Source organism: Hoeflea prorocentri (assembly GCF_027944115.1).
GTDB lineage: Bacteria > Pseudomonadota > Alphaproteobacteria > Rhizobiales > Rhizobiaceae > Hoeflea_A > Hoeflea_A prorocentri.
In genome coordinates this window covers 2,082,067-2,107,459 of sequence record NZ_JAPJZI010000001.1, presented here as the reverse complement: position 1 = coordinate 2,107,459, position 25,393 = coordinate 2,082,067, and the positions used below count along the sequence as shown (strand labels likewise).

Annotated in this window: 24 protein-coding genes; 7 read left to right on the top strand and 17 right to left on the bottom strand. The window is 57.2% G+C overall.

The annotated features are described in order from the left end of the window. Positions 1-9: 9 nt before the first annotated feature. Positions 10-1,425, top strand: coding sequence for an amidase family protein (locus tag OQ273_RS09940; protein WP_267990309.1), 1,416 nt, complete (start codon positions 10-12; stop codon positions 1,423-1,425). A gap of 11 nt (positions 1,426-1,436) precedes the next feature. On the opposite strand, the gene OQ273_RS09935 is transcribed toward OQ273_RS09940, so the two are convergent. Together OQ273_RS09935 and OQ273_RS09930 are read right to left on the bottom strand one after the other, a co-directional pair. After that, positions 1,437-2,681 carry an MFS transporter gene (locus OQ273_RS09935; protein WP_267990308.1) on the bottom strand — a complete coding sequence of 415 codons (1,245 nt, stop codon included), beginning with the start codon at positions 2,679-2,681 and terminating at the stop codon, positions 1,437-1,439. Positions 2,682-2,997: 316 nt separating this feature from the next. Next, the gene (locus OQ273_RS09930; protein WP_267990307.1) at positions 2,998-4,710 is read right to left on the bottom strand and encodes a winged helix-turn-helix domain-containing tetratricopeptide repeat protein; all 1,713 of its coding nucleotides are present in this window, start codon (positions 4,708-4,710) and stop codon (positions 2,998-3,000) included. A 636-nt stretch (positions 4,711-5,346) separates the two neighbouring features. Here OQ273_RS09930 and OQ273_RS09925 point away from each other — a divergent pair. Both OQ273_RS09925 and pip read left to right on the top strand, forming a co-directional pair. Beyond that, positions 5,347-5,820, top strand: a complete 474-nt coding sequence (locus tag OQ273_RS09925; protein ID WP_267990306.1) for a hypothetical protein — start codon at positions 5,347-5,349, stop codon at positions 5,818-5,820. Between the two features lie 150 nt (positions 5,821-5,970). Next, positions 5,971-6,921, top strand: coding sequence for a prolyl aminopeptidase (gene pip / locus OQ273_RS09920; RefSeq protein ID WP_267990305.1), 951 nt, complete (start codon positions 5,971-5,973; stop codon positions 6,919-6,921). 21 nt (positions 6,922-6,942) lie between these two features. Here pip and OQ273_RS09915 read toward each other — a convergent pair whose 3' ends face one another. The 8 genes from OQ273_RS09915 to OQ273_RS09880 all read right to left on the bottom strand — a co-directional run bounded on the left by OQ273_RS09915 (position 6,943) and on the right by OQ273_RS09880 (position 13,692). Next, positions 6,943-7,545 (bottom strand): NUDIX domain-containing protein, encoded by a 603-nt coding sequence (locus tag OQ273_RS09915; protein WP_267990303.1) that lies wholly within the window; start codon positions 7,543-7,545, stop codon positions 6,943-6,945. A gap of 65 nt (positions 7,546-7,610) precedes the next feature. Beyond that, a complete protein-coding gene (locus tag OQ273_RS09910) occupies positions 7,611-7,871 on the bottom strand; it encodes a nucleoside triphosphate pyrophosphohydrolase family protein (protein WP_267990302.1) in 261 nt (86 codons plus the stop codon). A 618-nt stretch (positions 7,872-8,489) separates the two neighbouring features. Next, on the bottom strand, positions 8,490-9,149 hold the full coding sequence (locus tag OQ273_RS09905; RefSeq protein ID WP_267990301.1) for an HAD family hydrolase: 660 nt from the start codon (positions 9,147-9,149) through the stop codon (positions 8,490-8,492). After that, on the bottom strand, positions 9,146-10,147 hold the full coding sequence (locus tag OQ273_RS09900; RefSeq protein WP_267990300.1) for a L,D-transpeptidase: 1,002 nt from the start codon (positions 10,145-10,147) through the stop codon (positions 9,146-9,148). The genes OQ273_RS09905 and OQ273_RS09900 overlap by 4 nt, the downstream gene beginning before the upstream one ends. A gap of 104 nt (positions 10,148-10,251) precedes the next feature. Then, on the bottom strand, positions 10,252-11,511 hold the full coding sequence (locus OQ273_RS09895; protein ID WP_267990298.1) for an NAD(P)/FAD-dependent oxidoreductase: 1,260 nt from the start codon (positions 11,509-11,511) through the stop codon (positions 10,252-10,254). Positions 11,512-11,580: 69 nt separating this feature from the next. Further along, a complete protein-coding gene (locus tag OQ273_RS09890) occupies positions 11,581-12,474 on the bottom strand; it encodes a dihydrodipicolinate synthase family protein (protein WP_267990297.1) in 894 nt (297 codons plus the stop codon). Positions 12,475-12,647: 173 nt separating this feature from the next. After that, positions 12,648-13,238: a hypothetical protein gene (locus OQ273_RS09885; RefSeq protein ID WP_267990296.1), complete on the bottom strand. Its 591-nt coding sequence runs from the start codon at positions 13,236-13,238 to the stop codon at positions 12,648-12,650. 112 nt (positions 13,239-13,350) lie between these two features. After that, positions 13,351-13,692 carry a hypothetical protein gene (locus OQ273_RS09880; protein ID WP_267990295.1) on the bottom strand — a complete coding sequence of 114 codons (342 nt, stop codon included), beginning with the start codon at positions 13,690-13,692 and terminating at the stop codon, positions 13,351-13,353. 226 nt (positions 13,693-13,918) lie between these two features. On the opposite strand from OQ273_RS09880, the gene OQ273_RS09875 reads away from it, so the two are divergent. Both OQ273_RS09875 and OQ273_RS09870 read left to right on the top strand, forming a co-directional pair. Then, complete coding sequence (locus OQ273_RS09875) at positions 13,919-14,470, top strand: TetR/AcrR family transcriptional regulator (protein ID WP_267990294.1); 552 nt, start codon at positions 13,919-13,921, stop codon at positions 14,468-14,470. Continuing rightward, positions 14,470-15,522 (top strand): DUF418 domain-containing protein, encoded by a 1,053-nt coding sequence (locus OQ273_RS09870; protein WP_267990293.1) that lies wholly within the window; start codon positions 14,470-14,472, stop codon positions 15,520-15,522. Before OQ273_RS09875 ends, OQ273_RS09870 begins: the two co-directional genes overlap by 1 nt. 14 nt (positions 15,523-15,536) lie before the next feature. Here OQ273_RS09870 and OQ273_RS09865 read toward each other — a convergent pair whose 3' ends face one another. The 7 genes from OQ273_RS09865 to OQ273_RS09835 all read right to left on the bottom strand — a co-directional run bounded on the left by OQ273_RS09865 (position 15,537) and on the right by OQ273_RS09835 (position 22,987). Then, complete coding sequence (locus tag OQ273_RS09865; RefSeq protein ID WP_267990292.1) at positions 15,537-16,736, bottom strand: MFS transporter; 1,200 nt, start codon at positions 16,734-16,736, stop codon at positions 15,537-15,539. 112 nt (positions 16,737-16,848) lie between these two features. Beyond that, positions 16,849-17,667, bottom strand: a complete 819-nt coding sequence (gene blaOXA / locus OQ273_RS09860; RefSeq protein ID WP_267990291.1) for a class D beta-lactamase — start codon at positions 17,665-17,667, stop codon at positions 16,849-16,851. A gap of 112 nt (positions 17,668-17,779) precedes the next feature. Continuing rightward, positions 17,780-19,447: a L,D-transpeptidase family protein gene (locus OQ273_RS09855; protein ID WP_267990289.1), complete on the bottom strand. Its 1,668-nt coding sequence runs from the start codon at positions 19,445-19,447 to the stop codon at positions 17,780-17,782. 169 nt (positions 19,448-19,616) lie between these two features. Further along, complete coding sequence (locus OQ273_RS09850) at positions 19,617-20,339, bottom strand: hypothetical protein (RefSeq protein WP_267990287.1); 723 nt, start codon at positions 20,337-20,339, stop codon at positions 19,617-19,619. A 156-nt stretch (positions 20,340-20,495) separates the two neighbouring features. Beyond that, positions 20,496-21,392 (bottom strand): bifunctional helix-turn-helix transcriptional regulator/GNAT family N-acetyltransferase, encoded by an 897-nt coding sequence (locus tag OQ273_RS09845; RefSeq protein WP_267990285.1) that lies wholly within the window; start codon positions 21,390-21,392, stop codon positions 20,496-20,498. A gap of 117 nt (positions 21,393-21,509) precedes the next feature. Continuing rightward, entirely contained in the window at positions 21,510-22,490 is a 981-nt protein-coding gene (locus tag OQ273_RS09840) for an NAD-dependent epimerase/dehydratase family protein (RefSeq protein ID WP_267990284.1), read from the bottom strand. Then, complete coding sequence (locus OQ273_RS09835; protein WP_267990283.1) at positions 22,487-22,987, bottom strand: RrF2 family transcriptional regulator; 501 nt, start codon at positions 22,985-22,987, stop codon at positions 22,487-22,489. Before OQ273_RS09835 ends, OQ273_RS09840 begins: the two co-directional genes overlap by 4 nt. A gap of 291 nt (positions 22,988-23,278) precedes the next feature. Between OQ273_RS09835 and chrA the strand changes: the two genes are divergently transcribed. Both chrA and OQ273_RS09825 read left to right on the top strand, forming a co-directional pair. Continuing rightward, positions 23,279-24,586 carry a chromate efflux transporter gene (gene chrA / locus OQ273_RS09830; RefSeq protein ID WP_267990281.1) on the top strand — a complete coding sequence of 436 codons (1,308 nt, stop codon included), beginning with the start codon at positions 23,279-23,281 and terminating at the stop codon, positions 24,584-24,586. A gap of 13 nt (positions 24,587-24,599) precedes the next feature. After that, complete coding sequence (locus tag OQ273_RS09825) at positions 24,600-25,364, top strand: VOC family protein (RefSeq protein WP_267990279.1); 765 nt, start codon at positions 24,600-24,602, stop codon at positions 25,362-25,364. The last annotated feature ends 29 nt before the right edge of the window (positions 25,365-25,393 follow it).

The following is a 25,393-nucleotide window of genomic DNA, read 5'->3' as shown; positions in this document are numbered from 1 at the left end:
AGCTCGTTCATGACTGAAAAACCTCTTTGGCAACTCAGCGCCTGCGAACTGGCTACTTTGATATCAGATGGCAGGATATCGGCACGGGAAGCGGTGACCGCAGCCGTCGACCGCATGCGGGAACGCAATGGCGCCATCAACGCGGTCGTTGACGATCTTGGCGATGAGGCCATTGCTGAAGCCAAAACGCTCGATGAGGCGCTGAAATCTTCTGGCCCTGTCGGACCGCTCCATGGCGTACCCGTGACGATCAAGGAAAACGTCGATCAGACAGGCAGAGCGACACCGAACGGCGTCTCCGCATTCAAGGACATCATCGCGCCGGCGGATTCACCGGTGGTCAGGAATTTCAAGCAGGCCGGCGCCATTGTGATCGGACGCACGAACACGCCGGAGTTCTCGTTTCGCGCCACAACAGATAACGAATTGCACGGCCGCACGTTCAACCCCTGGAACGACTGGGCCTCTGCCGGGGGCTCTTCGGGCGGCGCCGCTGCGGCGGTGATGTGCGGTATGGGCGCTCTGGCCCACGGAAACGATATTGCCGGGTCGCTGCGCTATCCACCCGCAGCGACGGGATCCATGTCCGTCAAACCCGGACTGGGGCGCGTTCCTGCCTATAACCCGTCGGCTGCCGCGGAACGCGGGCTCCTGGCCCAGCTCATGTCAGTTCAGGGCGTGATTGCCCGCGAAGTGCGCGATGTGCGCCTGGCTCTGCGCGAATTGATGCGCCCGGATCCGCATGATCCCTGGATGGTGCCGGTCCCGTTTGACGGCCCGGCCCTGGACGGACCGATCAAGGTTGGATTCACAAAGGATATGTTCGAGTTCGAAGTGCATCCCGCCGTCGAACAGGCGCTTGATACCGCACGCGATGCACTTGCAGATGCGGGCTATCATGTCGAGGAGGTTGAGCCGCCGCTGATCCGGGAAATTGCCGCCGAAGCCGGGCAGAGCCTGTTTGGTGAGGTGCGAACCCTTCTTGAGGACGACATTAAGCGCTACGGCAGCGAAACCTTCAAGGCGATCTTTCAGGATTACTTCCGCTTCTTTGGGAGCTACGAAGGAGCGGACCTGGCCCGAGCGCTTGCCAAGCGGACGCACTATGCGCGCCAATGGTCGCTTTTTCTCGAAGACTATCCTCTGGTCCTGACACCGTTCCTGCCGCAGCCCACCTACAGCTGGAACCGGGATACGGAGGGTCTGGAAGGCGTTTCTGAGGTCCTGGGTTCAGCCATCTATGGTGCGTCGATGAACTATCTCGGGCTGCCGGCCGGCAACATTGCTGCCAACTACAATGATGGTCTTCCTGTTGGTGTTCAGATTATCGGTCGTCGGTTCCGCGAAGACCTGATCCTCGATGCGTGCGAGGCCGTGGAGCAGCGCATTGGCGTCATGGCGCACAAACTCTTCGAGCGCGGCTGACCTGTTCGCACCTATGATCCGGCAAGCGCCCTGATATCCCCATTGCGCCATGTCGCTCTGATCAATACCAGAGCAAGAAGGGCTGCCGCCACGCAAATGTAGAAGGGCGTGCGGATATCAACCGCCATGAGCAGACCGCCAAGCAGCGAGAAGACGCCTGCCGCCAGCGTGAAGGCCGCTGTTGTGATCCCCATGACCCAGCCCTGCTCGTCATCCGGCACGCTGGCCGAGAAGAGCCCCAACAGTGCCGGGTAGGCGATACCGAAGCCGAAATAGAATGTCGCTATGAAGAGATAGCAAAAGGCTGGAGCCGGGGAGACAATGAACAGCAGGGAACTTACCGCCATCGTACAAACGACCGTCACGATGACTGGCAGCTTTCCGAAACGGTTGAGAACCGGCGTCACCAGAAATGTACTGGACGATGCCAGCGCGATACCCAGCACCATCATGGCCATGCTGGTTCCAAACAGGCCGATCTGAAAGCGGCTGCTCAGATAGTTGTCCATGAAAATATAGAAGGTCACATTGGCCGACATAAAACTCAGGAAAACCCAGTAAAGCCGCATGACGACGGGTTTTTCGCGGATCCGGACCAATTGCGTGAACACTTCCAACGGCCGGATTTCCAGCTTCTTTTTCGGAGGATGCAAATCCTTGTAAGTGAATTGTACGAGAAGGATCGTGACAAACACCAGGAAGAGAGCGCCGTAAAACGGCATCTTGATGCTGGCAAAACTTCCCAGAATGGCGGGATCGGAGAGCAGGCCGCCGATGATTGGCCCACCCACGAGACCGGCGCTGATCCCGGTGACGATATAACCCATATTGCGGGCTTTTTCTTCATCGCTCCTGCTGGCATCGATCATGGCCGCCTGGGCAATCGGCTGGTTTCCGGCGGTAAAGCCGGTGATCCCGCGTCCAAGGATCAGCAGCCACAAGCTGTCTGCGAAGAGGGCTGCGATGGTGATCATGTAACCGACCAACGCACCGAGGAGGCAGATCATGATCGCTTTCTTCCGACCGATCGTGTCGGAGAGCTTTGCGACATAAACCCCGCCAAAAAACCAGCACAGAAAGAAAATGCCGATGACCAGGCCATAGTCGAAGTGGCGCGTGGCTTCGGTGGACGAAACCGGCAGGAAATTGAGCTGGGGCGCCATCACCAGTTCGTTGATAATCGGAAAGACGAGCCCCTGTCCGATGAGATCGACGAAGACAACGGCAAGCAGTGCGAATTTTGCTATCGGGTTCATGATGTCTCCTGATGCCTTCGCATTCAAAGTCGCCGGATCGCAGAACCGCCATCAGAGCATATTAGCCGCCTTGCTCCCGCCAGGCTAATCTTGGGGTGACCGAATTGTTTAAGCCTGCAGGTAAGCCGGCCATTCAGATGTCATTGAGAGCCGGAGATAGGGGGCCTCATGTTCTAGCATTCTTGGCCGATACTGAAACACGTCGAAATGCCAAATTCCAATGTCTGCTTTCCCTTGCTGCATTACCGCAACGCGTATTGCGCATGAGCGCCCACATAGGGCCGTGAGCTACGCTTGAGAGCCTGCATCTGCGCTTTCAATCTTGCAAACCGGCGTTGCGCAGCCCTGCAACAACACGTCGTCGATCGACATCGCGTTTGAACGGAGCAGCGGATATCAGAAACTCCAGCGAAAACTCGGGATTGATTTCAAGGGCGCTGGCCAGAGCTTCTTTCGCTTCGTCTTGCCTGTCTATTTCCCCCAAAACCGCAGCGCGGAGCAGGTGCGCCCAGAAGTAGCTTGGATTGCGCACAAGGGCCCTGTCGAGCGTTTGGACAGCGTCTTGATCGCGTTCAGCGATGAAGTGTGCGAGGCCCATGAGCGTCAATATCCAGCCGCCGTCATTCGGGCTAAGCCGCAAGCTCCGTTCAAGGGCAACAAATGCCTCATCGGGCTTTCCGCTCCACACCAGAATATCGCCTAGGTGTCCTTGCGCGCTGTAGTCGCTCGGCTCGAGAGAGACCGCTGTCCTCAGTTCCAATTCGGCCTCTTCATGCCGTTTCTGCCACAGGTAGACCTTGCCCCTCAGCGCATAGGCAGAAACGAGTGTGCGGTCCATTTCCAGAGCTTGCTCCGCATGCGTCAATGCGATCTGCAACGGCTCCATGTTCCAGCCGGAAACGGTAGCCATCCAATGGCTCCATCCAAGAAGGGCTTGTGCCCGGGCATAGTTTGGATCAATCGAAAGGGCCTGTTCGAAGGATCGCAGGGCCGCTCTATTGTCCTGTGGAGTCATTCTCCGAAAAAGCTGATGGCCCCTGAGGACATGATCATGTGCTGCGGCGCTTTTCGTTTCCACCCTGTTTATATGGTCGTTGTCAATATCGCTGAGTCTGACTTCCAAAGTTGTGACGATCTTTCGAGTGATGCGAGTTTGCAGTTCAAGCACGTTTTCTGCCGGACCATCAAATCGTTCCGCCCAAAGATTGCTGCCTGTGTCTGTATCGACAAGCTGCGCGTTTATCCGGAGCTGTTCGTCGCTTCGCCGGACGCTTCCAAGCAATAAAAAGCGTACGCCGAGGTCCCGGGCGATCTTTTGCGGCGACACGGTCTGGTCAGTGTAAATCGAGGTAGAGTTTCGTGCGATGACGAAAAGACCGGACAATTGGGACAGGTCGGTTATCAGATCGTCCGTCATACCTTCGGCGAAGTAGTCCTGATCGGGATCTGCGGACATGTTGGCAAATGGCATGACCGCGATGGAGGGACGGGCTGGACGTTCATAGGAGACTTGGTGCTCGGACCCGTTGATGCTCCTGAAAAAAAGAAATACGCTCAACAGCAAAACCGCAATTGTGACACCTGCTACAACCCAGCGGGGCGACATCCGCCAGGAAGGCACCGTTGACAGTTCTTGCGCGCGGCTTGCTTCTGGATTTTCAGGGGAGGTCACGGATTCCGGCGTTTTCCGCGGACCCTGCGGTTTAGGCTGGCCATCCTCCTCTTGAATAGAGATTCCGCCCAGGAAGCGATAACCAAGCCCCCGTTCTGTCGCTATGAAACTGGGGTTGGCCGGATCATCTGCCAGAGCGCGGCGCAACTGCTTGACCACATCCTTCACCGAGCCTTCTGTAACGTGTGTGTCCGGCCAGACGCCGCGCAAAATCGCGGCTTTTGTCAGCAAACATCCTGGATTCTGTGCGAAAAACACCAGCAGATCATAGGCTTTTCGCTGAAGTGCGATCCGTTCACCACCGCGAGTGACGATATGCTGTTGCAGGTCTATGACGATACCAGTTTTGCTCTCCATACCCCATCCGCCCATTGGCAGAATATGACTCTACCAAAAGCCTACCGAAACTCTACCCCAAACCCACCAGGCCTCCATTAGCAAAACAGGTGCTGCGCCACTTGTCCCGGCGCATCTTAAAAATGGAGCCAAGTCATGTTTAGGAGAATCATCGCAAGCCTGCCCCTGATAGCCTTGCCTGCAATTGCCGTTGCAGAAGCGACCCAGACCCCGGTCTGGTGTTGTCCCGATCAATGCATATCCGACGATGGCAGTGCTGCACTCGTACCCGGAAATGCTGCCTCGGGCGACTTCGATCTTATATTGAACGGGGTCCGCGTTCCGGTTATGCCCGGAGCATTCCAAGGAACAGCCCCAGACAGCCTCATGCGGTATTGTTTGGGATACAACGCATTTGGAGACCTGCAAGTCAAATGCCTCTTCGTCCCACCGAGTGTGTGAGGCTGATCGAGAGAAGCTTCCTTAACACAAAGGGTCTCACTTCTGCATGGTTCAGTCACAGAGTGACCGAATTGTTTAAGCCTGTAAGCAAGTTTGATCCGCCTTGCGGTCGGAAACCACACCGCCGCCTCTTTTGATCGCCACGATCTCGATCCGGGGGTTGTGTTGTGGAATGGGGCAGTAGGGAGTGAAACGGTGGCAAACGGAAGCGAGCTGGCACTGATACTGGAAGGCGGCAAAACCGCCCATGTCGAACACAAAAGGGATCTGCGCGAAGAGATAGGGCGGATCGGGTTGTTTGAGATGTCTGCCATTGCAGCACCGGCCCTTGCGGGCGCACTGGGTCTGGCCTGCGCCGTCGTTCTTTATGCCTCTGGAACATCGGGTGCGGCTCTTGCCGAGTTATCGCCGGTTCTGGCCTGGTTCTTTGCTGCCGTCTTACTGAGCGTCATGGTGCCCGGTCTGTCATGGCTACGCCACTACACACATGCCCTTTCATTGTTCGAGCGGAAACTGGATTTCGAAGAACCGTTTGTTCACGGCAATGGCAAGACAAAGCTTTTGACCTATTCCGGCCAGCTTTGTGTAGCCGCCGCAGTCGGTGCGATTGTCTGCTCCTATGGTGCGCTTCTTGCCGGCGGAATAGCGTTTCTTGACTTAATGCGCTGATTTTTCAGTCTTCTCCGATCCCTCAGGTTCGTCGCTGTTTTGCGCAATGGCGAAGCTTTGAGTATGTTGCGAATGCAAGTTGCTGAGTCTACATCTGTTGAACTGGGCGACGCAGGGGCACATGCTGAAAGCACCGGGGGGACAAACCAGTTGCGCAAAGCCTATCCGCCTATCGAGCCTTACAATGCCGGCATGCTCGATGTCGGCAACGGCCACGAGATTTACTGGGAACTGTGCGGCAATCCCGCCGGCAAGCCGGCCGTTTTCCTCCACGGCGGTCCGGGCGCCGGTTGTATCGAGGACCATCGCCGTCTTTTCGACCCCGACCGCTACCGCGTTCTGTTGTTTGATCAGAGGGGATGCGGGCGCTCAACGCCCCATGCGAGCCTTGATTCCAATACAACATGGCACGTCGTGGACGACATCGAATCCCTGCGGATGAAATTCGACGTTGATCGCTGGCTGGTCCTGGGCGGGTCCTGGGGCAGCACGCTGGCGCTGGCCTATGCCCAGACTTACCCGGAACGGGTGTCGGAACTGATCCTTCGGGGCATATTCACGGCCCGCAGATCCGAACTGCTCTGGCTTTATCAGGATGGCGCGTCCTGGCTCTTCCCCGACAAGTGGCAATCCTTCTTGGAACCGATCCCGGAAGAGGAGCGGGGCGATCTGATTGCCGCCTATCATAAGCTTTTGACCGGCAATGATGAGGATGCGCGCCTGAAGGCGGCGCGGGCCTGGAGCCTTTGGGAAGGCGAGACCGTCCGGCTGATGCCCGACAAGAAGCTGAGCGAGTTGCATGCGACCGACGAATTTGCTTTGGCGATCGCGCGCATCGAGAACCACTATTTCATCAACAAGGGTTTCTTTAAGGACGCACAGATTCTCAGAGATACCCATCGTGTCAGGCATATCCCCGGCGTGATCATCCAGGGCCGCTACGATGTGATCACACCCATGCGGACAGCCTGGGATCTGCATCGGGCATGGCCGGAAGCGGATTTCCAGTTGGTTGATGGCGCAGGCCACGCTTTCAATGAACCGGGCATCCTGCACCAGACGATATTGGCCACGGACAGATTTGCCGACGAGACGACCTGAGGTGTGCCGGGGTGAGGTTCCTCAGGTCCCGGCGGCTCCCTTTGCGTTGAATAGGTTCAACGCCGCATATTGCAGCAGCATGATCGTCTTGCAGTCCTGGATGCGCGCATCCGCAATCATGGCGTAAGCCTCGTCGAAATCCATCTCGAGAACTTCGATATCCTCGCCTTCCGAGGTGAGGCCTCCGCCTTCGGACACTCGGTCTCCTGGCCTGTAAGGGGCGACGAAGCAGTGGATCTTTTGCGTGACGGCGCCGGGGCTGACAAAGCACTCAAATACTTTGGTCACATCGCTGACGCGGTAGCCGGTTTCTTCTTCGACCTCGATGACGATGCGTTCTTCCGGTGACGCGTCGTCGAGCAGCCCTGCCGGTGTTTCCAGCAGCAAATCCGTATAAGCCTCGGAAAATGCGGCATAACGGAACTGACGCACGAGGATAACGGTTCGCCTCTCGAGATCGTAGGGCAGCAGGGCAGCGCCATGCCCACAGTCGAAGATGTCACGGGTCTGGGTCTGCCAGGTTCCGTTGCGGTGCTGATAATCGAAGGTTGCGCGATTGAAACTGGACCAGCCGTCATAGACGGTCTCATTGTCCAGAACGCGTACCCGTGAGGTGATATCCATGAAAGCCGCCTTGCAAATTGAATCCAGGGCCTGTGAACACGCCGGGACGGATGAAGTCAATCTCTTCACTGAACAAGCGGATCAAGGCCCTTTTGCTGCCGCCATTCGCTCAAGCTGGAATCGCCATCCAGCACGACCCTCATCGCCATGACCGCGACCTGAACGGCTTCCTTGCGGACATTTGCCCGCGGCTCCTCAAAGCTTGCCTTCGCCAGTTCGCCAACTTCTTCCATAAGTGCCAGCATTGTGACGCCGTCGCCCGGGAACTTGGCCCGTGCACGCTCTAGTTCTTCCCTGATTTCAGAAAAGAGAATGTCGATATCCATGTGATTGTCTCCGTCAGTGACGATAATATGTGCCTTTCCAGGCAGGATTTATTTTTCGCCATGGGCCAGACGAACGCGGCCTGGGGCTCGGCGAAACTATGGGCTCGGGCGGGTATTGCCATAAAGATCAAAGGCCTGGTTAACACCTTCAGGTTGTTTTCCCCTGAATTATCCACTGTGGAATAGTCGCACTCGACAAGATCTGCGATTGCCGCCATCATGGTTGTGTTGGGTCCGGACAATTACCGATCGCCAATCGGGAAACGATTGATCGGATCGCCCAACATCCCGTGATCGGACCAGGAGGGAACGTTTCTGACGCCCTGACCGGTAACCGAAAGGCAGCACGGGGCGCTGTAAAAAGCGGATGCATGTGCAGAAACAGCAAGCGGTCGGCGGATTTCGGTCCGAGGGCTGCGCGGCAAGAAGGTCCCATCTGATGAGGCTTTCAGCCACGGCGAACGAGGCAGCCGATGCGGAGTTTGCGAGAGGCCTAACGGTCAACGCGAATGACTGAATTGGTTACCACGTTTGAACAGGGGGGCGCTGGCTATGCCAGCGTCTTTCCTTTTGTGGGTATGGCGTTCGGCACGTCTTCGGTTTCCAAAAGTCAGGCACTCAGATCCCCAACAGACCGGGTAGTATCCGCATATTCCTGAAAACCTCCGCACCTGCAACGCTGAGATCCTTGCCGTCGTCATGCTCGGCATATCCGTAACAGGGCATGGCAGCGGCGCGCGCCGCGCGCACACCCGGAACGCTGTCTTCCACGACGACACAGTGACCGGCAGCGACGCCGAACCTTTCGGCGGCAAGTTGGAAAAGACCGGGGTCGGGCTTCGCAACCCCATGGGTATGCGCTGAAAACAAAACGTCCTGAAAGCGATCCCAAAGGCCTGCATGCCCCAGGGAGATCGACATCTTCTTCTCACTGCCATTGGAGGCGACGCACAGGTCGATGCCGCGCTGATCCAACCGGCCGATCACCTCGTGGATACCTTCCACGGCCGCAACACCCGCCTCAAGCCTGGCGTGCATTTCCTCGTAGATCTCGTCAATCCAGCTGTCGGGCAATGCAGCGCCCATTTTCCTGGATTGCGTCATCGCATCGGTCATCCGGCCGCCCTTGAAAAGGGCGAGGCAGGCCGCCGGTGTCAGTTGCAGACCATATCGGGCAAGGTTTGCCGACATGACCTCGTTGATGGCCATCTCCGTATCGACAAGCACACCGTCGCAATCGAAGATGACCAGCGCTGGCGGGCTGTTGCCGTTCGTCAACTCGTTTTCCTGTCCCGCATGATGACAAAGTCGGTTCCCGTGCGCGTTGCGGGATGCGCGGGCAGGTCGGTCAACATGAAGGCCGAACCGGGATGCAGGTTCTGTGCGATCGTGGCATAAATGTCCGGTGGGATCGTCAGTCGGTTTGTTGCCGCCAGTTCCTTCTGCTGGCGCACACGATCCTCGTGCCCGGTCCCCATCCCAACGGCCAGCCAGTCGAAGTTCTTTCGATCCGGATCAAATCCCTGAAGGATATAAACATGGCTGCCAAGCGGCTTGCGCGGGTTTTTTATACCGATGGGTGAAGTAAAGAGGATCGCGCCATCCTTCAGGCCGTAAACGGCGCCATCCGCGCCGCTGACCAGCAGGCTGAAATTACTGTTCTTGCCTGCATTGTCCGCAGCCAGTTTTTTGTCGGAGACGCCACCGGCGAGCTTCTCTATCTGTTTGAGATCCTGTTCGGACATGACAAGCCCCGCATGGGACAGGCCGCCTATGCCTGATCGTTCATTGGTCACGATGACCGGTGTTCCATCATGGGTGACTTCAAACAGAAGCGCGGCAAATTCGGTCGGCAGGTGTACACAGCCATGGGAGCTCGGATAGCCAGGCAACCCACCGGCATGAAGTGCCGCACCGCCGAAGAAGAACTGACTGTCCGGCATGGGCGCGTTGTCATATTTCTTGGAAAGGTGCAGCTTTTCCTTTTTGAAGATCATGAAGACACCGGTCGGTGTTTCAAAGCCCGGCCGGCCGCTGGAGACTGTCGTCACGCCGATGCGGATACCGTTGCGGTAGACAAAGGCGAGCTGGTCGCTCAATGAGACGATTACGGTCACGGGGCCGTAAAGTGAGCGCTCCGGATACCAAAGCCATTCGCCGGGTTTGAGATCTGTCGCCGGTTCTGCTTTTTGAGACCATGCGGGGCCGGCCGCGGTGACTGCAAAACCGATGGATGCGAGCTTTAGAAAATCTCGGCGTGTACGAACATTGATCATTGAGTATGTCCTCGTGGCGGGTTGCCGCTCCCTTCCGGACTTTTAGGCTGTTATGCGAGCTTGTCCAGCGCAATGATATAACGAGCGTGTTATCATGCGGCCTGTCAAAAACGGTCAGACCGGAATGACGTCAAGTCAATGGACGGCTTCTCGCCGTCTATCAATTGGCCAACGAGTTCTGCCGTGCCTGCCGACTGGGTAAGGCCCAAATGCCCGTGACCAAACGCATAGATCACGTTGTCGCTTCGTTTCGATTTGCCGATGACGGGCAACGTATCGGGTAGTGACGGACGAAAGCCCATCCACTGGCTGCCACCCTCGGTCTTGAGGTCCGGCAAAAATGCCTTGGCCTTGTCCATCAGCGCTTCGGCGCGCCGGAAGTTGGGCGGCAACGCCAGGCCGGCAAGCTCAACCGCGCCGCCGACCCTGATCCCCGAACTCAGCTTTGAAACCACAAAACCATGGCCGCCAAAGGTCAGCTGCATCTGTAGATCAAAACTCTCCACCGGCAGGGTGGTGTTGTACCCGCGTTCTGTTTCCAGCGGGATTTTGTCACCGATTGTTCGTGCCAGTTTGTGAGACCATGCACCTGCGCATATGACAATCTTATCAGCGCTGATAACCTGACCGTCCGAGCAGGTGACTTCAGCGCCTTTTTCGGTTCCGGAAACTGCAATCGCTTCCGCAACCTCAATGCGTCCGCCGCGGTGGCGGAAGATATCGGCGATTGTCAGGGCATATTCCAGCGGATCGGTTATCGAATACCACTCCGGCGTATAGGTCGCTGCAACGAAGCGCTTGTCGAGGCCTGGCTGGTATTCGGATATGGCGTAGGATCCATGGACGTGTTCGAAAGGGATGTTGCAGCGCTCGCGCGCATCCCAAAAGGGCAGGGACGCCTCGAATTCAGCCCTGCTTTCATAAAGTTGCAAATTGCCGTCGCGTCTGAGCATGCCGCCTGTACCGGTCTTTTTCAGGAAGGGCAGCAATGCGTGTTTGGAATGCTCCATGAGTTCGGTCTGAGCCTGGATACCATGTTCGACACGCTGGGGCCGGCATGCCAGCCAAAACCGGATCATCCATGGCGCAAGTTGCAAAGCATATTTGGGAGGGATCGACAGTGGCCCAAGGGGATCAAGCAGCCAGCGCGGCGCCTGACGCATGATGCCGGGTGTTGCAAGTGGGATAATCTCGGAAAACGCGAACGCACCGGCATTACCGCGGGACGCCTCGGCAACCGGTCCCTTGCGATCCATGACGAGGACGGAATAGCCCCGTTGTTGGAGTTGAAAAGCTGTTGAAAGGCCCAAGATGCCTGCGCCGACGACAACAATGTCCGGCTGACCCTCAGCTGCAATTACCATAATTCGCCCAAAACAATTCAGCCACCGCACAATAACGCGGGGTTCGGCACAATATTCCCTTTAGCCGCGTCAAAAATGCGGCAAAGGCGGCCGTGACGCAATCGCAGCTTCAACAATCTCCTCTACTTTTTTGCGGTGCTCGCCTGTCAATGGCATACGTGGCAGCCGCACCCGGTCATTCGAGCCGATTTCGATAACTTCAGCGAGTTTTATCTGCTGAACGAGAAAGGTTGATACGTCCAGATCGAGAAGCGGCCGGAACCATCGATAGATGTCCAAGGCCTCCTTGTAACGCTGCTGGCGAATGAGTTCATAGATGGCAACCGTCTCCTTGGGAAACGCGACCACAAGGCCGGCAATCCAGCCGACGGCACCGGCAGTCAAAGCCTCAAAGGCCAGATTGTCCACTCCTGTAAAGACCGCATAGCGATCGCCCAGACGATTGAATATCTCCGTTGCGCGGCGAATATCGTCGGAGCTTTCCTTTATCGCCACAAAACGTTGGTCGTCCGCCAACTCCTCCATCATGTCGGGCGTGACGTCGACACGATACCCGACCCTGTTCGAATAGATCATGACAGGAAGATCTGCAGCCTGGGCGATCGCCCTCAGATTGGCAATCGTCTCCTGCCGGTTGGTATGGTAGATCGGCGAGGGAACGATCATCACACCGTCGGCGCCGGCAGATGCAGCCTGTCCGGCAAGTTCGCACGCTTCACGCGTGCCGGCCTCGGATATGGTCAGGAGTGCGGGTCGGTTGCCGGTCGCCTGTTTGCAGAGCCGCAGCACGGAAAGGCGCTCTTCATGGGTGAGCATATTGCCTTCGCCAAGCGTCCCGCAGGCGACCAGACCGTGACAGCCCGATTCCATCTGATAGGCAAAACACCGCTCCATCTCGGCGTGGTCGAGATCCCCGTCCTCGGTGAATTTCGTGGTGACCGCTGGAATAATTCCCTGCCACATGACGGCTCTCCTCCTGCCGGGTCACAAGTGCCCGATTGATTCACGGGATGAACCATAGCAATTGGGCCGCCGATGATCGACGACGAAATCAAGGCCGTTACGCCGCGCAATCAGGATGCGATGATACAATGGTTCAAGACGGGCCGGTGTCTGCCTGTTTGGCAACCCGAATCCTAAAACACTTCGCCCGCGTCCAGTATGGCCTTGTGGCACTGCGGGGAAAGATGCTCCTCATGCACCTTCAGGCAGAACAACACATTGCCCTGGCCAGCCGGCAGGTTTGGACACAGGACACGGTAGTCGCGTGCACAGGCACGGGCTGCAAGCCGCATTTCCTGTCGTAGTGACATGGCCGGCTTGCCGGAGGCCGGCGCTGCACCGGCCGCTGAAGCGGCAGGTGCGCTTGTCTCAGTCTTTGCGCCACCTGAGGCCGTGGCACTTTCTGCCTCGCTTTTCGGCTTTGCCGCCGTTGTTGTTGTCGCTTCTGACGTTGCTTTCGGCGCTGTAGTCGGTGTCGAGGCGCTGTTGTGATCGACGGCTTCAACAGCCGATTTGCAGGCCGACGAGAGCTTGTCTTCGTGTTGCTCCAGACAGATAAGCGCATCCATGCCGCCGGTCGGCACGCCTGCGCAGTTCGCTCTGTAGTCAGCAACGCAGTTTGATTTGATGGCCTGTTGTTGTGCCGGTGTGGGTGTCTGCGCAAACGCGGCAAGCGCCGAAAAGGTCAGGGCTGCGGCCGCTACTGGTAGAATTGTCTTTAGCATGGGTTCCTCTCCCGCTGTCTGGCTCCCTGCCGCTGGTGCCCGCAAGAATGAACTTGACGGACATCGAACGGAAGGCAGCCGGAGTATTCAACCCATTTGCGGCGCCACTTTGTCAATTTGCTGCAAGGCGCCTGTCTGACGTTTGCTCCCACATGGCCTCCCGAAGCGCGTCGTAGAAACAATCTGACGCCTCTTTGTGCGCTTCGATCCTTGCAGCCAGCCGCTGGAAGAGCAGGACGCAGAACGGGTCGTCGGACCGTTGGCAGATCGGTACCCGGCGCTTGTCGCGATAGTCGCCAAGGAGGTTGCCCTCCAGTTCGATGTGACTGACGCGGAAGCCATAGTCATGCGTTCCGTTTTCACCTTGGAGATGGGCGACTCCGGAGCAGACCGAGAACTCTGTCCGCCCGATGACGAGCGGCAATTCCTCGAAATGAAATTCGACATGAAACATGGCAGATAATCCTGGGATGGGCGGCCGTTTGCGCTCTGGCCGCGAGAGGTGTCGTTGGCTGCAGGCCGATTTTCGAAAAATTATGTCAATACGGTATAATTCACAATCCCATTTACCGCGAACCCATCATGAGCCACGAGGCAATCTTTGGTGCCTTCGACCAGGAAGCAGTAGCAATCCGCGGCTCTGGTTGAATATGTATCAAATAAGACATATGTGTCTCATCATGAAAAAGAGACTCAGCGCCAGACAAGCCATTATCGAAGCAGCATTTGAAGTTTTTGGACGTGATCCTTCGGCGTCACTTGCACAGGTCGCAGATGCCGCCGGCGTCGGACGGGCGACGCTGCATCGGCAGTTCGCCGGGCGTGACGATCTGATACGTGCACTCCTTTATCAGGCAGTGCGGGAAATCGAAGACGCCGCTCGTAAAGCGGCAGCCGGTGCCCGCAGCCATACCGAAGCACTGGAGGCAATCATGACGGCGCTGGTGGCGCTCGGCGACAGGCAGTGGTTTCTGGCGCAAGAGCGCACCGCAGACGGAGCGGACGAACCTTACCGGGAAAAACAGGAGCATGAGTTCCTACAACTGTTGACGGAGGTTCAAAAAGAGGGGCTCTTTCCTGAGCGTTGCCCGGTGGAATGGGCGGCCAAGGTATTCGACCACCTTGTTTATGCCGCCTGGATCCAGGTGCGCGACGGACATGCAACACCGAAACAGGCCGCCCGGCTGGCCTGGTCCACATTGACTGCGGGCCTTAAGGGGGTGTGTCTTTGATGGCTGTCAATCAATCCTCCGGACGCCGGCTGGAAGGGCTGGATCTGGCCCGTTTCCTTGCACTTGTCGGCATGGTCATTGTCAATTTCGACGTGGTGATGGTGGGCATTGACGAGAGCGCGGCGCATTTTGCAATTTTACTTCAGGGGCGCGCCGCGGTGACATTCGTTGTCCTTGCGGGCATTGGTTTCTCACTGTCGGCGAAACGCGGCAGTGTGGAGAATATCCGCCGCGTTACGCTGAAACGCGTCTTTTTCCTGGCTGCCCTCGGCATGGCGAATATGCTGATCTTCCCGGCCGATATAATCCACTACTACGCTTTCTATTTCCTCCTCGGTCTGGCGTTTCTGCGGGTGAATCTGATTGCGCTGATAAGCTGGTGTTGCGCATTGATGCTGCTCTTTCCCGTTCTCGTGATGGTTCTCGATTATGACGCGGGATGGGATTGGACAACCGGCGATTATTTCGGCCTTTGGACGCCGGACGGATTTGTCCGGAACCTGGTTTTCAACGGATGGCATCCGATCGTTCCATGGCTTGCATTCTTCCTGTTTGGGATGCTGCTGGGTCGAGCGGCCCTTGCACACACGCGCTTCCAGGTCGGCTTGGCGATTGTGGGAGGCGTGTCTTTCAGCCTCTCAACAGCGCTTGCCCTGCTGCTTAAGCCGGTCCTCGGAACGATTGATCCCGAACTTGCCTATTTTGTCGGAGCGGAGCCGATCCCGCCCATGCCGCTCTTTGTGATTGCGGGCTGTGGTTTCGCGTCGATGGTGATCGGGCTGTGTCTGCTGGTTGAAAAGCGCCTGGCGTCGTGGCGTTTGAACGCTATCGTAGTGCCCGCAGGCCGTCAGACCCTGACGCTCTACATCGCGCATATCCTTATTGGAATGGGTGTTCTGGAAGCGGCGGGCCTCGTCGGCGGGCAAACGCCATCGGCGGCTCTGACGGCGGCAATTCTGTACTGTGTTGCCGCCACCGTCTTTGCGTATCTCTGGAGCAGACGGTTCAAGAGGGGGCCGCTGGAGAGTGTGATGCGCTGGCTGACAGGTTAGTTGCCGGGCTTTGTTCAGGAGATGCCTGTGGCCGGGTTTTGCCGTTTGTTGTCTGCACCGCGCGTGGCAAAAAGCATGACAAGGGCGAAAAACGCGCACCCGGCACTGACCCACACCACTGCACGGTAATCGAATCCGCTGGCAATAAAGCCCATGGAGATGCCGCCGACAGCACCGCCGAGGAACAGGCTGTTGACATACATGGACGTCGCTCTGCCCATTCGGCCGCCGGCAAAGCTTTGTACGAATGTTATTCCGACGCCTGCAAACAGCCCGTAATAAAAACCTTCCAAGGCCGAGATAACGAGCATCTGAAAAACGGTTTCGACCCGGACGATTGCAAAAAATGTCACGATGCCAACGGCTGCCGAAAGATACAGAACATTACGCTCGCCAAAGCGCCTCGCTAGGACCGCTGCCAGAAAGATAGCCGGCACCTCCACAAAACACTTGGCGGATAATGACAGACCGGGCGCGTAATAGGGCAGGCCGACCTCCTGAACGAAATAGAGCGGCATGACCATGAGGTAGAGCGAATTCGTTATTGAGAAAAACAGGCACGAGATCGCGGCAATCAGGAGCAGGCCGTTTGATCCAAGTCCGCCGCTTTTGACCTCAGAGCGGCGCTGCGGCGACAGGAAACCACGTGGAACGGATAGTTGCCGAATCACGAACCAGACGCAGCCGAAGAGCGCAGAAACAAGGAACATCGTTTGAAAACCCCACAGACCGATGATCGTGAAGGCAATGGCCGGCCCGATCATCCAGGCAAGCGATGTGCTGATGCGAAGCCATGAGTTGAACTTGATGACATCGAGCCCGGCTTTTTCGGCGTGAAGCCGACCAAAGGTGAACGCCGTCGAGAACGCGGCATTGGACAGGCTTAAAAACAGCGCGCCGATGGTGACCAAAAGCAGATAGGACTGATAGGAAGCAAGGGCGAGCGTCGCGACAAGAAAACTGACGATCGAGACATCAAGCATCCGCCCGACATTTGTTCCGCGGTCTATCTGTTCCCCGAAAAACCGGTTGTTCACCATGGTCAGGCCGATGACGATGGCGGAATAAATGCTGACCTTCCATGGCTCCTGCGAAAGACCTTCGACGATGTACAGGCCCATCGCCGGCACGAGTGAGGAGGTGCACACGCTCCCGACAAAGACAAGCAGCAGGACAAGGATCGACTGCCGGTCGGCGTTGAATTGCAAGCGCATGGCGGCGTGTCTCCTGTCCAGCGCAGCCGGAAATACAAATGGAACGGGGGTCCTGGCACGGGGCTTAACGCGTTGCCACTTGCACAGTCAACCGGAGAACCGGCCACACCTGTCAGGGATAAACCCGCAGGGCCTTGAGGAGCGCCTTTCCAAGTGGTTTGCGCTGGTCGACATCTCGCCGGGATACAATGTCGATCGTCAAGGCAAAGGCATAGATGCTGCCATCTCCCTTTTCGACCCAACCCACCCACCAGCCGATTTGAGGCTTTGCGGAAATGCTCCAACCGGTTTTCGCGTAGAGCCGGTCTTGCCCGTTTCTGCCAACCAGCAGGAGATCGCGGACAGTCGACTGGCTGCTTTTGGAAGCCGGCAACGTGCCGGACGCCAGCCGGGCTGCAAACTCGGCCTGTTCAACCGGGCTGATCGCAAGAGGTCCCCGCAACCAGAAGCGTTCGACGTCCGATCCAACCTGTTCATTTCCATAGCCGAGCGTTGAAAGCCACTCCTGGTAGCCATCCAATCCGACCCGGCGCGCAACTTCCTGAAACACGGCAACATTGGAAACCTTCATCGCCTCGCCCAGCGTCATGTCCCGTTCCCAGACCTTGATCGGCTGCGGCTTGCCGCCGTAGGGAATCACTTCATCCTCATTGGAAACCGCTCCGGTTTCCAGCGCGATCAGACTGTTGGCTATTTTGAAAGTTGATGCAGGAAACCGGCGGTCTGCTACTCGGTCGCGATTGACTGCGTGCAGCCTGTCGTTTTCTACATCCAGCAGGATAAACGCGCCGTCCACCCCGTATTGCCGGAACACGTCCTCAAGGCCTTTATGCTCAACGACCGTACGCTCAAAGCCGGAGCCTTCGGGATGGGCCTGGCCCGAACACAGACAAATCCCCGTAACAAATACAAGGAAGCTTCTTCGCATCATGTTGTTGATCTCCACGGTTTCTCATCGCGGACCATAGATGACAATATGACCGAATTGCGCGTGGCAACTGTGTGTGTACGAGGCGGTCGGCCGATTGAACGCTCAAGCAGCGTTATCGTGACAACGTGTCGACGGCGAGTGCCGCTGAGAGGATTTCATCCCGCCCGTAAACATCCCGGCGATAGTGCACCGAACCGTCCTTGTTGACCCATGCCGTCAGATATACCACGTGCACCGCAACCGGCTCCTCCAGCTTGACCACCCGCCGCTTGCCGGAATTGACGATTGAATCGACCTGCATGCGCGACACATCCTGCGCGCCAAGGATCACCTCCGCCAGCGACATCGGGTTTTCGACTCGGATGCTGCCATGGCTGAAATACCGTGATGCTCTGTCGAAGTTCGATTTTGAGGGCGTATCGTGAATGTAGATGTTGAACTGGTTGGGGAACATGAATTTCACCCGGCCAAGGGCGTTGTCCGGTCCCGGTTCCTGTCGCAGCCGGAAGGGGAAGCTGTCGCTTGAGTAGTCGCCCCAGGTAACGCTGCCGGGGTCCACCGGCTTGCCGTCACGCAGGACGCGGATATTTTGCGACTGCAGGGCATAGGGGTTGGATTTGAGCTTCGGCAGATATTCACTTGTGGCGATGGAGTAGGGCACGTTCCAATAGGGGTTGAACTCCAGATACTCCATTTCATCGGAGAAGACCGGTGTGCGGTACAAGGGCTTGCCCACCTGGGTAACCGATGCGTGGACCGTCTTGTCCTCGCTGACGAACTTGACGACCTGATCGGCAAGGTTGACGAAAACATACGGGTCTCCGAAATCCGCCTGCATCCAGCGTCGGCGCTCCAGGTTCAGCTCCACCTGGCGGATACGGTCATCAACACTGGTGTTCAATTGCGCAAGTGTAGCCGGACCGATGACGCCATCGGTTTCAAGACCCATCCGGAACTGAAACTGTTTCAGCGCCTCGACCAATGCCCCATCGTAGGCTTCCCCGGCATGTGCGTCCTTTTCAAGGTCCTTTGATTCTACAAGCCGTTGGCGCACGGCCGGCACTCGCGGATCCGTCATGCCGGGCAGAAGCGTCTTGCCTTCAGGAACACTGGTCCAGCCGCCCTTGGCCTGCACCACGAAGAGATGCTGCAACAGGTCTTTCATCCGGTCGTAGCGCGGGGTGCCCGGAGCGAAATCATGCAGGGCGTCCACCACGTTGTCGGCATCGGCAAGCTTTTCCAAAAGCACATCGGCGGCGACCGTGTCCGGATAAATAACCAGTTCGCGATTGACTTCGTTTGGGTTGACCCGGCCGCTGCGCAGGTGCTGGCCGTAAAGAGTGACCGCATAGGAAAGCGAAACCTCGAAATCAGCAAGGCCTGCCTCTCCGTCCGCCTGCAGTTTCGGGAAGAGCTGGTCGGCCCGGTATTCAGACGGAATAAGGCCGTCCTTATGGGCATTCAGAAGCGCAAAAACGACTTCCTTGGCATCGTTGGTGGCTTTCCCGTTGCTGATCCAGAGCGGTGCATAGTCCCTTCCTTCATACCAGAAGGCGATACGCTCGGCGCGGCGTGTATCCGATTGAAGGCCTTCCTGAGGCAGGTAAAGGCGCTCCTGCATGGCGGCGTACCATTCCGGCGAATCCGTGCGCTCCGCAATTCCGCTCTTGCGTATAACCTGTTCCTCGCCGGTGTCGGTTCCGTCTGATTGTGCTGCCACCGGGCCAATGCCCAGTAAGAACGCAGCCGCCAACATCATCAATCCGCTCTTTTTTTTCACGGTTTGCTCCCTGCCGGTCCGGGTTTTAGACAATGACATCCAACCTGGAAACAATACTCCAACAAAAACTCAGGCTATAGGCGACACTATTGGATGGCCTGTGTCAATTCAGCCGGTGCTGCTCGGTGCCGCGCGCACAGTATTGTGTTCCGATGTGTTGTGTGTTGCCTTACCTGAGACCCGCAATGACCTGCGCGAGGAAGGCCAGATCGTTCGGCCCGGAAACGGAAACGTTCAATTTCGGTTCTGTCGGGGAGGCGGTGTCGACCCTCGCTTCCGAATAGACAAAACCGGCATCCGAGAGGGATGAGGGCAAAGAGGTCAAACTCTGGTCACGGTTGAAGCGATCGACTGCCTCGAAATAGAGTTTTTGAAGGACACGGTCGCCGCCGATCGATGTTATCAGGTCGCCGATTCCCTCGATTTGCAGCTCGCCGGCTTCAAGGAAGATGCGCCCATCCTTGACGGTCGGCACCACCCCGGCCGTGATCCTGGCCGATTCGCCGCCCAGTTTCGTTTTGAGAAAATTGGTGCAGACCCAGACCTCGGCATCAATGGTTGCGGCCAGTATGAGCAGGGTGCCATCGGCTGATACATTTGCATCGGGTACGGACAGCCGCAGCTCACAGGCACTGATATTCTCGTCAGCCATTATCTGGAGCTGTTCTTTCAGGATTGGCGACAAATCCTGCGTGCGGGCGGTTGCGTGCAGGATAATCGTTTCCGCTTCCTCGCCCGCTGCCTCACCTGTGAGAACAACCGGAACCGAAACGGTGCGGTCCTTCACTTTCACCGGCAAAGGACCGTCGTAGAGCTTTGCCGTATCTGCCGCCGCGTAGCCGCAAGCTGCAAAGATAGCAAACAGAAATAAAATCAAGCGCGATGCAATCATGATTGCGTGTGCAAAAAGCCCCCCAACCCTCTGCCCCAAGTATTAGTCCATGAACGCGGGTGGTGATAGCACTGCGGATAAAAAGTATCTTTCAGACTGCCTCAATCTGTGAACGGGTTCACATGAGCTTGGCAGCATTCAATAAAGAGAGCTTTCTCATGGGCTTTGCCTTCTGTCCATTGATTTGACAAAAATCTGTTCCGTCAGGCTGTGGCCCCACTGATCGCCGTTGTATTCTTCGGTCAAAATGAAGCCGTTGCGCTCATAAAGCCTGCGTGCCGCATCGAGGCCCTTGAAGGTCCAAAGTTTGATTTCGGCGAATTCTTGCATTCTGCAATGCGTGACAGCGGCTTCCAAAAGCCGGCGCCCGAGGCCGGTGCCACGCGCGTCTTCCGCCACAATGAACCATCTCAGATGGGCGATGCCTTCGCCGAGATTCTCACCGTCAATCGCAATGGAGCCGACAAATTGTTCACCATGCCAGGCGGACCATACCTGGTTTTTATCGTTGCCGAGGCGCGGCGCGAATTTTGCGAGCCCATCCGATACCGTGGCTTCGAACTGGAGCCCGAAGCCTTCAAGCTTATTGTAGGTAACGGCGTGCAGGGTGACGATTTGCCCGATCAGACCTGGCTGATATCCGGCGACGATCCGCAAAGAGCTTGAAGCCGCCGTGCCCGCGGCACCTGACCGACTGGCCTCTAATGCCTGTGCATAGGCTTCGAGGCCATTAACAATGCTTTGCCGCGAATGTGTATCGAGTACCTTGATCGCCGATTGGACGCGCTCTTCAGCAAACTGGTTGATACGGGCAAGGGTTAGTCTTCCCCTCCCGGTCAAATCCAGATGCTTGATCCGGCGGTCTTCCTGCGAGGGTAACTCCGTTATCTCGCCCCGCTGGACAAGCGAGCGAACCAGCCGGCTTACCGTCGATTTCTCCAACAATAATTGATCGGATAGCTGTCCTGCAGTCAGACCTTTATGAGACTGGAGCAGCAAAAGTGCATGAACGCCCGATGGCGACAGGTCGCTCCCGGCGAGATTACGGTTCATAAAGCCGAGTTCTCGCACCAGCCTTCGCGAAGCCGATCTGATCTGCTCGATGGTTGACCTACTCTGCCGCGCGCCGTCTTTCATATTAGTTGTATGTTACAACTAATATGAATTGAATCAAGCCGGGTGTTTGCTCGTGCCGTGCAGGGACGGGGTCTCGTCCGTCGATTTGTCCTTTTGAGCCATCATCTGCCACCCGATTCTTTGTGACGGCACCTGGGGCCTCCAGCCTGTCACGTCGCGAAACCGCGTGTTGGAAATGCGCTGGCTTCGGGTCAGCAAATCGCGCAGATTTTTGGGGATGGCGATGCGTAGCAAGACGCGTGGTAGTTTAAGAAGACGGCGGCGCCTGACGGCGGTCGCGATCGCGGCAATCGCTTCAAACTGTGTCGCCGGATCGTCCTCAACGACATCATAGAGACCGGTCGGCGCGCTCTCCGCCGCTTCGACAATGGCCGATGCCGCGTCGTCAATCCAGATCATCGACTTGTAGGCCGGCGAGGGCGCAACGGATATCGCAAATCCCTTTCGGGCCATGGCGATGGTCTGCGCGCTGTCCGGCGACGTCGGTCCGTAGAAGTTGCCGAAGCGCAGAACAACCCCCTTGTTGTGTGGCCCGGTTTTGCTGAAACCCAGAACAGCGTTTTCCGCGTCGATGGTTGATCTGTGAATTTCAAGCGGTTCGATGGCTGCATCCTCGGCCGAAACCCATTGCGGACCGGCGTCGCCGTAGAAGATGGATACGCTCGGATAGACAAAGGTTCGAACAGAGGAAGTGCGTTCTGCCGCCCGTATCAGGCAATGGGTGCCTTCACGCCTGATCCTGTCATTTTCGTCCCAGGCGCCTGGGTTTTTCATGCTGGATACCGGCGGAATGCGCGTTGCAAGATGCAAGACCGCCTCGCAGTCATGAAGTGCCGACGTCACGGAGAGCGGGTCAAACAGATCCGCCGCCATTGGGATCGCGCCGTCCTCCATAATAATATGCCGGTTTGCTTCTGAGCGGCTGAGCGCACGCACCTGATGTCCATTCTGGACAAGGCGTTGAACGGTGGGGCGACCGAGGACACCGGTTGCGCCGGTAACGAAGATAATCATGATTTCGGCATCCTTGTGTTTTCCGCAAGCCAGTTTTCTCCAAGCGGCAGGAGGCGCGGGTCCGCCGTTGCAAAGAAATCTTGTGATATGTCGTCCAGCGTTTGCTCCTTGAGTGCATTTCGCCACGCCTGTTCGGCGCGCATCATCGCCCGGTTCACCCCGCAGCAAAGCGGATAAGCGCTGTCGTCGAGGCGGCACGGGCCGCGCCGCCGAATCTCCGTGCAGCGAAAGGCCGGGCGGTTGCCGTCGACGGCCTGGACGATATCAAGAAGCGTGATCTCGTCGGGTGCACGGGCGAGGCGATAACCGCCGCGCGGGCCTGAGACCGATTCAAGAACACCCCTGGCGACAAGCTGTTTCAGATGTTTGAGCAGATAACTCTCCGGTATGCCGTGAAACTCCGCCAGAGCCTTTCCGGAAAGTGTCGCATTTTCGGGAATGTTGCCGAGCAACATGGCACAATGTATGGCCCATTCGACTCCATCGCTCAGCTTCATGATCGTCTCCTATTCATGGATAAAATATATCCATGATAGAGAATGTCAATGAAATCCGGTTGGATTTTCTTTCAGAACCTTTGCCACCGAAAGCAGGCTTGTTGCCTTCACGGGCTCTTGACGGTCCCCGGTTGGATTTGACAATGATGGATCCAAGACGTCGGTGAATTCCCGGCGCTACAATCACTTACAGGCATCAGGCAAACCGGCATGGGAAGAACGCGCGATGCGGCAAGCGTTTGAGATTGCAACAGTCCGGCCTGCGTGCGCACCAGTGTGGTATATCCAGCGATGAGCGCACCGAAGCCGATTGAGGCCGAGGAGCCGGCGACAGCGCGGCTTCCTGAACTTATCGCGGCTTTTTGGCGGATTGGAATCCTGTCGTTCGGCGGACCGGCCGCACAGATCGCATTGATGCACCGGGTGCTGGTCGAGGAAAAGCGCTGGCTAGCGGAAAAACAATATCTTAACGCGCTGAGTTTTTGCATGCTGTTGCCGGGTCCCGAGGCGATGCAGCTTGCCACCTATGCTGGCTGGCGGCTTCAGGGCGTTGCCGGAGGGTTGATTGCCGGGTTGCTGTTCGTGCTGCCCGGAGCCGCGGTCATGCTGGGGCTGGCTGTGCTTTATGCCTATCTCGGCAGCGTGCCGCTGGTCTCGGCCCTGTTCCTGGGGATCAAGGCAGCGGTGTTGGTCATCGTTATTGAGGCACTGCTGCGGGTGGCAAAACGGGCGCTCCATCAGTCCCGTCATTGGGCCATCGCGGCGCTGGCATTTATCGGCATCTTTTTCCTCAACCTGCCATTTCCTTTGATTATCCTGGCTGCGGCGTTGATCGGGTTCCTGGGTGGGATGCCGAAAGGTGACGTGCAGGAGCCGGTTGTTCGGCAGACATCACTTGCAAAGACGGTTCAGACCATCGCCCTGTGGTTGGCGATATGGTGGTTGCCGTTGCTGGCTATTACGGCTTTGGGGCCTTCGTTTCTGGCCGAACTCGGGTTCTTTTTCTCAAAGCTTGCCGTTGTCACGTTCGGCGGCGCCTACGCCGTGCTTGCCTATATGGCGCAAGATGTCGTCAGCCATCATGGCTGGCTTTCGGCAGGCGCGATGATGGACGGTCTTGGGCTTGCCGAGACGACGCCGGGCCCCCTTATTCTGGTAACGGAGTTTGTCGGCTTCCTGTCCGCCTTCGGCAAAGGTGGATTGATACTGGGTATCGCCGGTGCGCTCGTGACGCTGTGGGCGACCTTCGCACCATGCTTCCTTTGGATTTTTGCCGGTGCGCCTTACATTGACTGGATCGGTGCACAGCCCCGGCTACGGGGCGCTTTGGCTGCGATCACCGCAGCCGTTGTCGGTGTCATCCTGAACCTTTCGATCTGGTTCGCCTTGCATGTCGCCTTCACGACGGTTGACGCTCGGAGCTATGGCCCGATCATGGTGTGGCAACCCGATCCCGCAACACTGGATTGGCGGGTCGTTTTGCTGACGCTCATCTCCGGCATTTTATTGCTGGTGCTCAAATGGGGCATGCTGCGGGTGCTTGCAGTTTCGGCGCTGCTTGGCCTGCTGCTAAGCTACGCCGGTTCTCTGACACTTTGACGTATAGAATCCGATGAAGATTTCACGCCACTGCCTTCGTGTTGAAAACCCACAGGAACTCGTTGAATTCTACAGCGGAATTCTGGGCATGCGCGATTTTGGCAAACCGGATGAACCCTTGCTTGGTTATGATGGCGACCAGTGTTTGCTCGAGCTGACGGGCGGTGCGTCTTCGCCATACAGGTCGCGACCCGACGGCCTCTACTGGAAGATCGGAATAACGGTCCGCGATCTCGATACGGCCGTAGCATATCTCGCAACGCGCGGTTGCGCGGTGACCGCACCGCGACAGTTCAAGGATATCGGCTATATGAGCCATCTTCACGATCCGCAGGGCTTTGCGATTGAACTCCTGCAACAGGGATTTGAGGGAAGAGCAGGCGCGCCAGGGGATGGCCACCCCATTGGCGGGCAAGCGACGCTGGCGCATATCACCCTGCGGGTCAACGATATCAATGCGGCACGCGACTATTGCGAAAACCGGCTTCAGATGCGTCTGATGTCCGTTCAGCCGGTCGAGGACTACGGGTTCTGTCTCTATTTCTTCGCATGGAGCGACGAGGCTCTTCCAGAGCCGGACCTGAAAGCAGTGGCCAATAGAGAATGGCTCTGGGCGCGGCCCTATGCCTTGCTGGAACTGCAGCATGTGTTTTCCGGTCACGCGACCGAGCCGGAGCCTGGCAGCAGCGCCGCGGGCTTTACCGGTTTTGGATGGATCGGCGGCGACATGCAGGCGCATCAATATGTCCCGCTCCGTGACCTAAAAAGTTTGCTTTAACACCTCTATTTACCTTGGTGTTCAAGCCA

What these genes read in the sequence shown, in the direction of transcription:
- OQ273_RS09845 (WP_267990285.1), bottom strand. Translation starts at nt 21,392, where the DNA reads ATGAACCGTAATCTCGCCGGGAGCGACCTGTCGCCATCGGGCGTTCAT.
- OQ273_RS09940 (WP_267990309.1), top strand. Translation starts at nt 10, where the DNA reads ATGACTGAAAAACCTCTTTGGCAACTCAGCGCCTGCGAACTGGCTACT.
- OQ273_RS09935 (WP_267990308.1), bottom strand. Translation starts at nt 2,681, where the DNA reads ATGAACCCGATAGCAAAATTCGCACTGCTTGCCGTTGTCTTCGTCGAT.
- OQ273_RS09895 (WP_267990298.1), bottom strand. Translation starts at nt 11,511, where the DNA reads ATGGTAATTGCAGCTGAGGGTCAGCCGGACATTGTTGTCGTCGGCGCA.
- OQ273_RS09885 (WP_267990296.1), bottom strand. Translation starts at nt 13,238, where the DNA reads ATGCTAAAGACAATTCTACCAGTAGCGGCCGCAGCCCTGACCTTTTCG.
- OQ273_RS09915 (WP_267990303.1), bottom strand. Translation starts at nt 7,545, where the DNA reads ATGGATATCACCTCACGGGTACGCGTTCTGGACAATGAGACCGTCTAT.
- OQ273_RS09910 (WP_267990302.1), bottom strand. Translation starts at nt 7,871, where the DNA reads ATGGATATCGACATTCTCTTTTCTGAAATCAGGGAAGAACTAGAGCGT.
- OQ273_RS09865 (WP_267990292.1), bottom strand. Translation starts at nt 16,736, where the DNA reads ATGCGCTTGCAATTCAACGCCGACCGGCAGTCGATCCTTGTCCTGCTG.
- OQ273_RS09835 (WP_267990283.1), bottom strand. Translation starts at nt 22,987, where the DNA reads ATGAAGCTGAGCGATGGAGTCGAATGGGCCATACATTGTGCCATGTTG.
- OQ273_RS09890 (WP_267990297.1), bottom strand. Translation starts at nt 12,474, where the DNA reads ATGTGGCAGGGAATTATTCCAGCGGTCACCACGAAATTCACCGAGGAC.
- OQ273_RS09900 (WP_267990300.1), bottom strand. Translation starts at nt 10,147, where the DNA reads ATGATCAATGTTCGTACACGCCGAGATTTTCTAAAGCTCGCATCCATC.
- chrA (WP_267990281.1), top strand. Translation starts at nt 23,279, where the DNA reads ATGAGCGCACCGAAGCCGATTGAGGCCGAGGAGCCGGCGACAGCGCGG.
- blaOXA (WP_267990291.1), bottom strand. Translation starts at nt 17,667, where the DNA reads ATGATGCGAAGAAGCTTCCTTGTATTTGTTACGGGGATTTGTCTGTGT.
- OQ273_RS09875 (WP_267990294.1), top strand. Translation starts at nt 13,919, where the DNA reads ATGAAAAAGAGACTCAGCGCCAGACAAGCCATTATCGAAGCAGCATTT.
- OQ273_RS09840 (WP_267990284.1), bottom strand. Translation starts at nt 22,490, where the DNA reads ATGATTATCTTCGTTACCGGCGCAACCGGTGTCCTCGGTCGCCCCACC.
- OQ273_RS09880 (WP_267990295.1), bottom strand. Translation starts at nt 13,692, where the DNA reads ATGTTTCATGTCGAATTTCATTTCGAGGAATTGCCGCTCGTCATCGGG.
- OQ273_RS09870 (WP_267990293.1), top strand. Translation starts at nt 14,470, where the DNA reads ATGGCTGTCAATCAATCCTCCGGACGCCGGCTGGAAGGGCTGGATCTG.
- OQ273_RS09825 (WP_267990279.1), top strand. Translation starts at nt 24,600, where the DNA reads ATGAAGATTTCACGCCACTGCCTTCGTGTTGAAAACCCACAGGAACTC.
- OQ273_RS09850 (WP_267990287.1), bottom strand. Translation starts at nt 20,339, where the DNA reads ATGATTGCATCGCGCTTGATTTTATTTCTGTTTGCTATCTTTGCAGCT.
- OQ273_RS09930 (WP_267990307.1), bottom strand. Translation starts at nt 4,710, where the DNA reads ATGGAGAGCAAAACTGGTATCGTCATAGACCTGCAACAGCATATCGTC.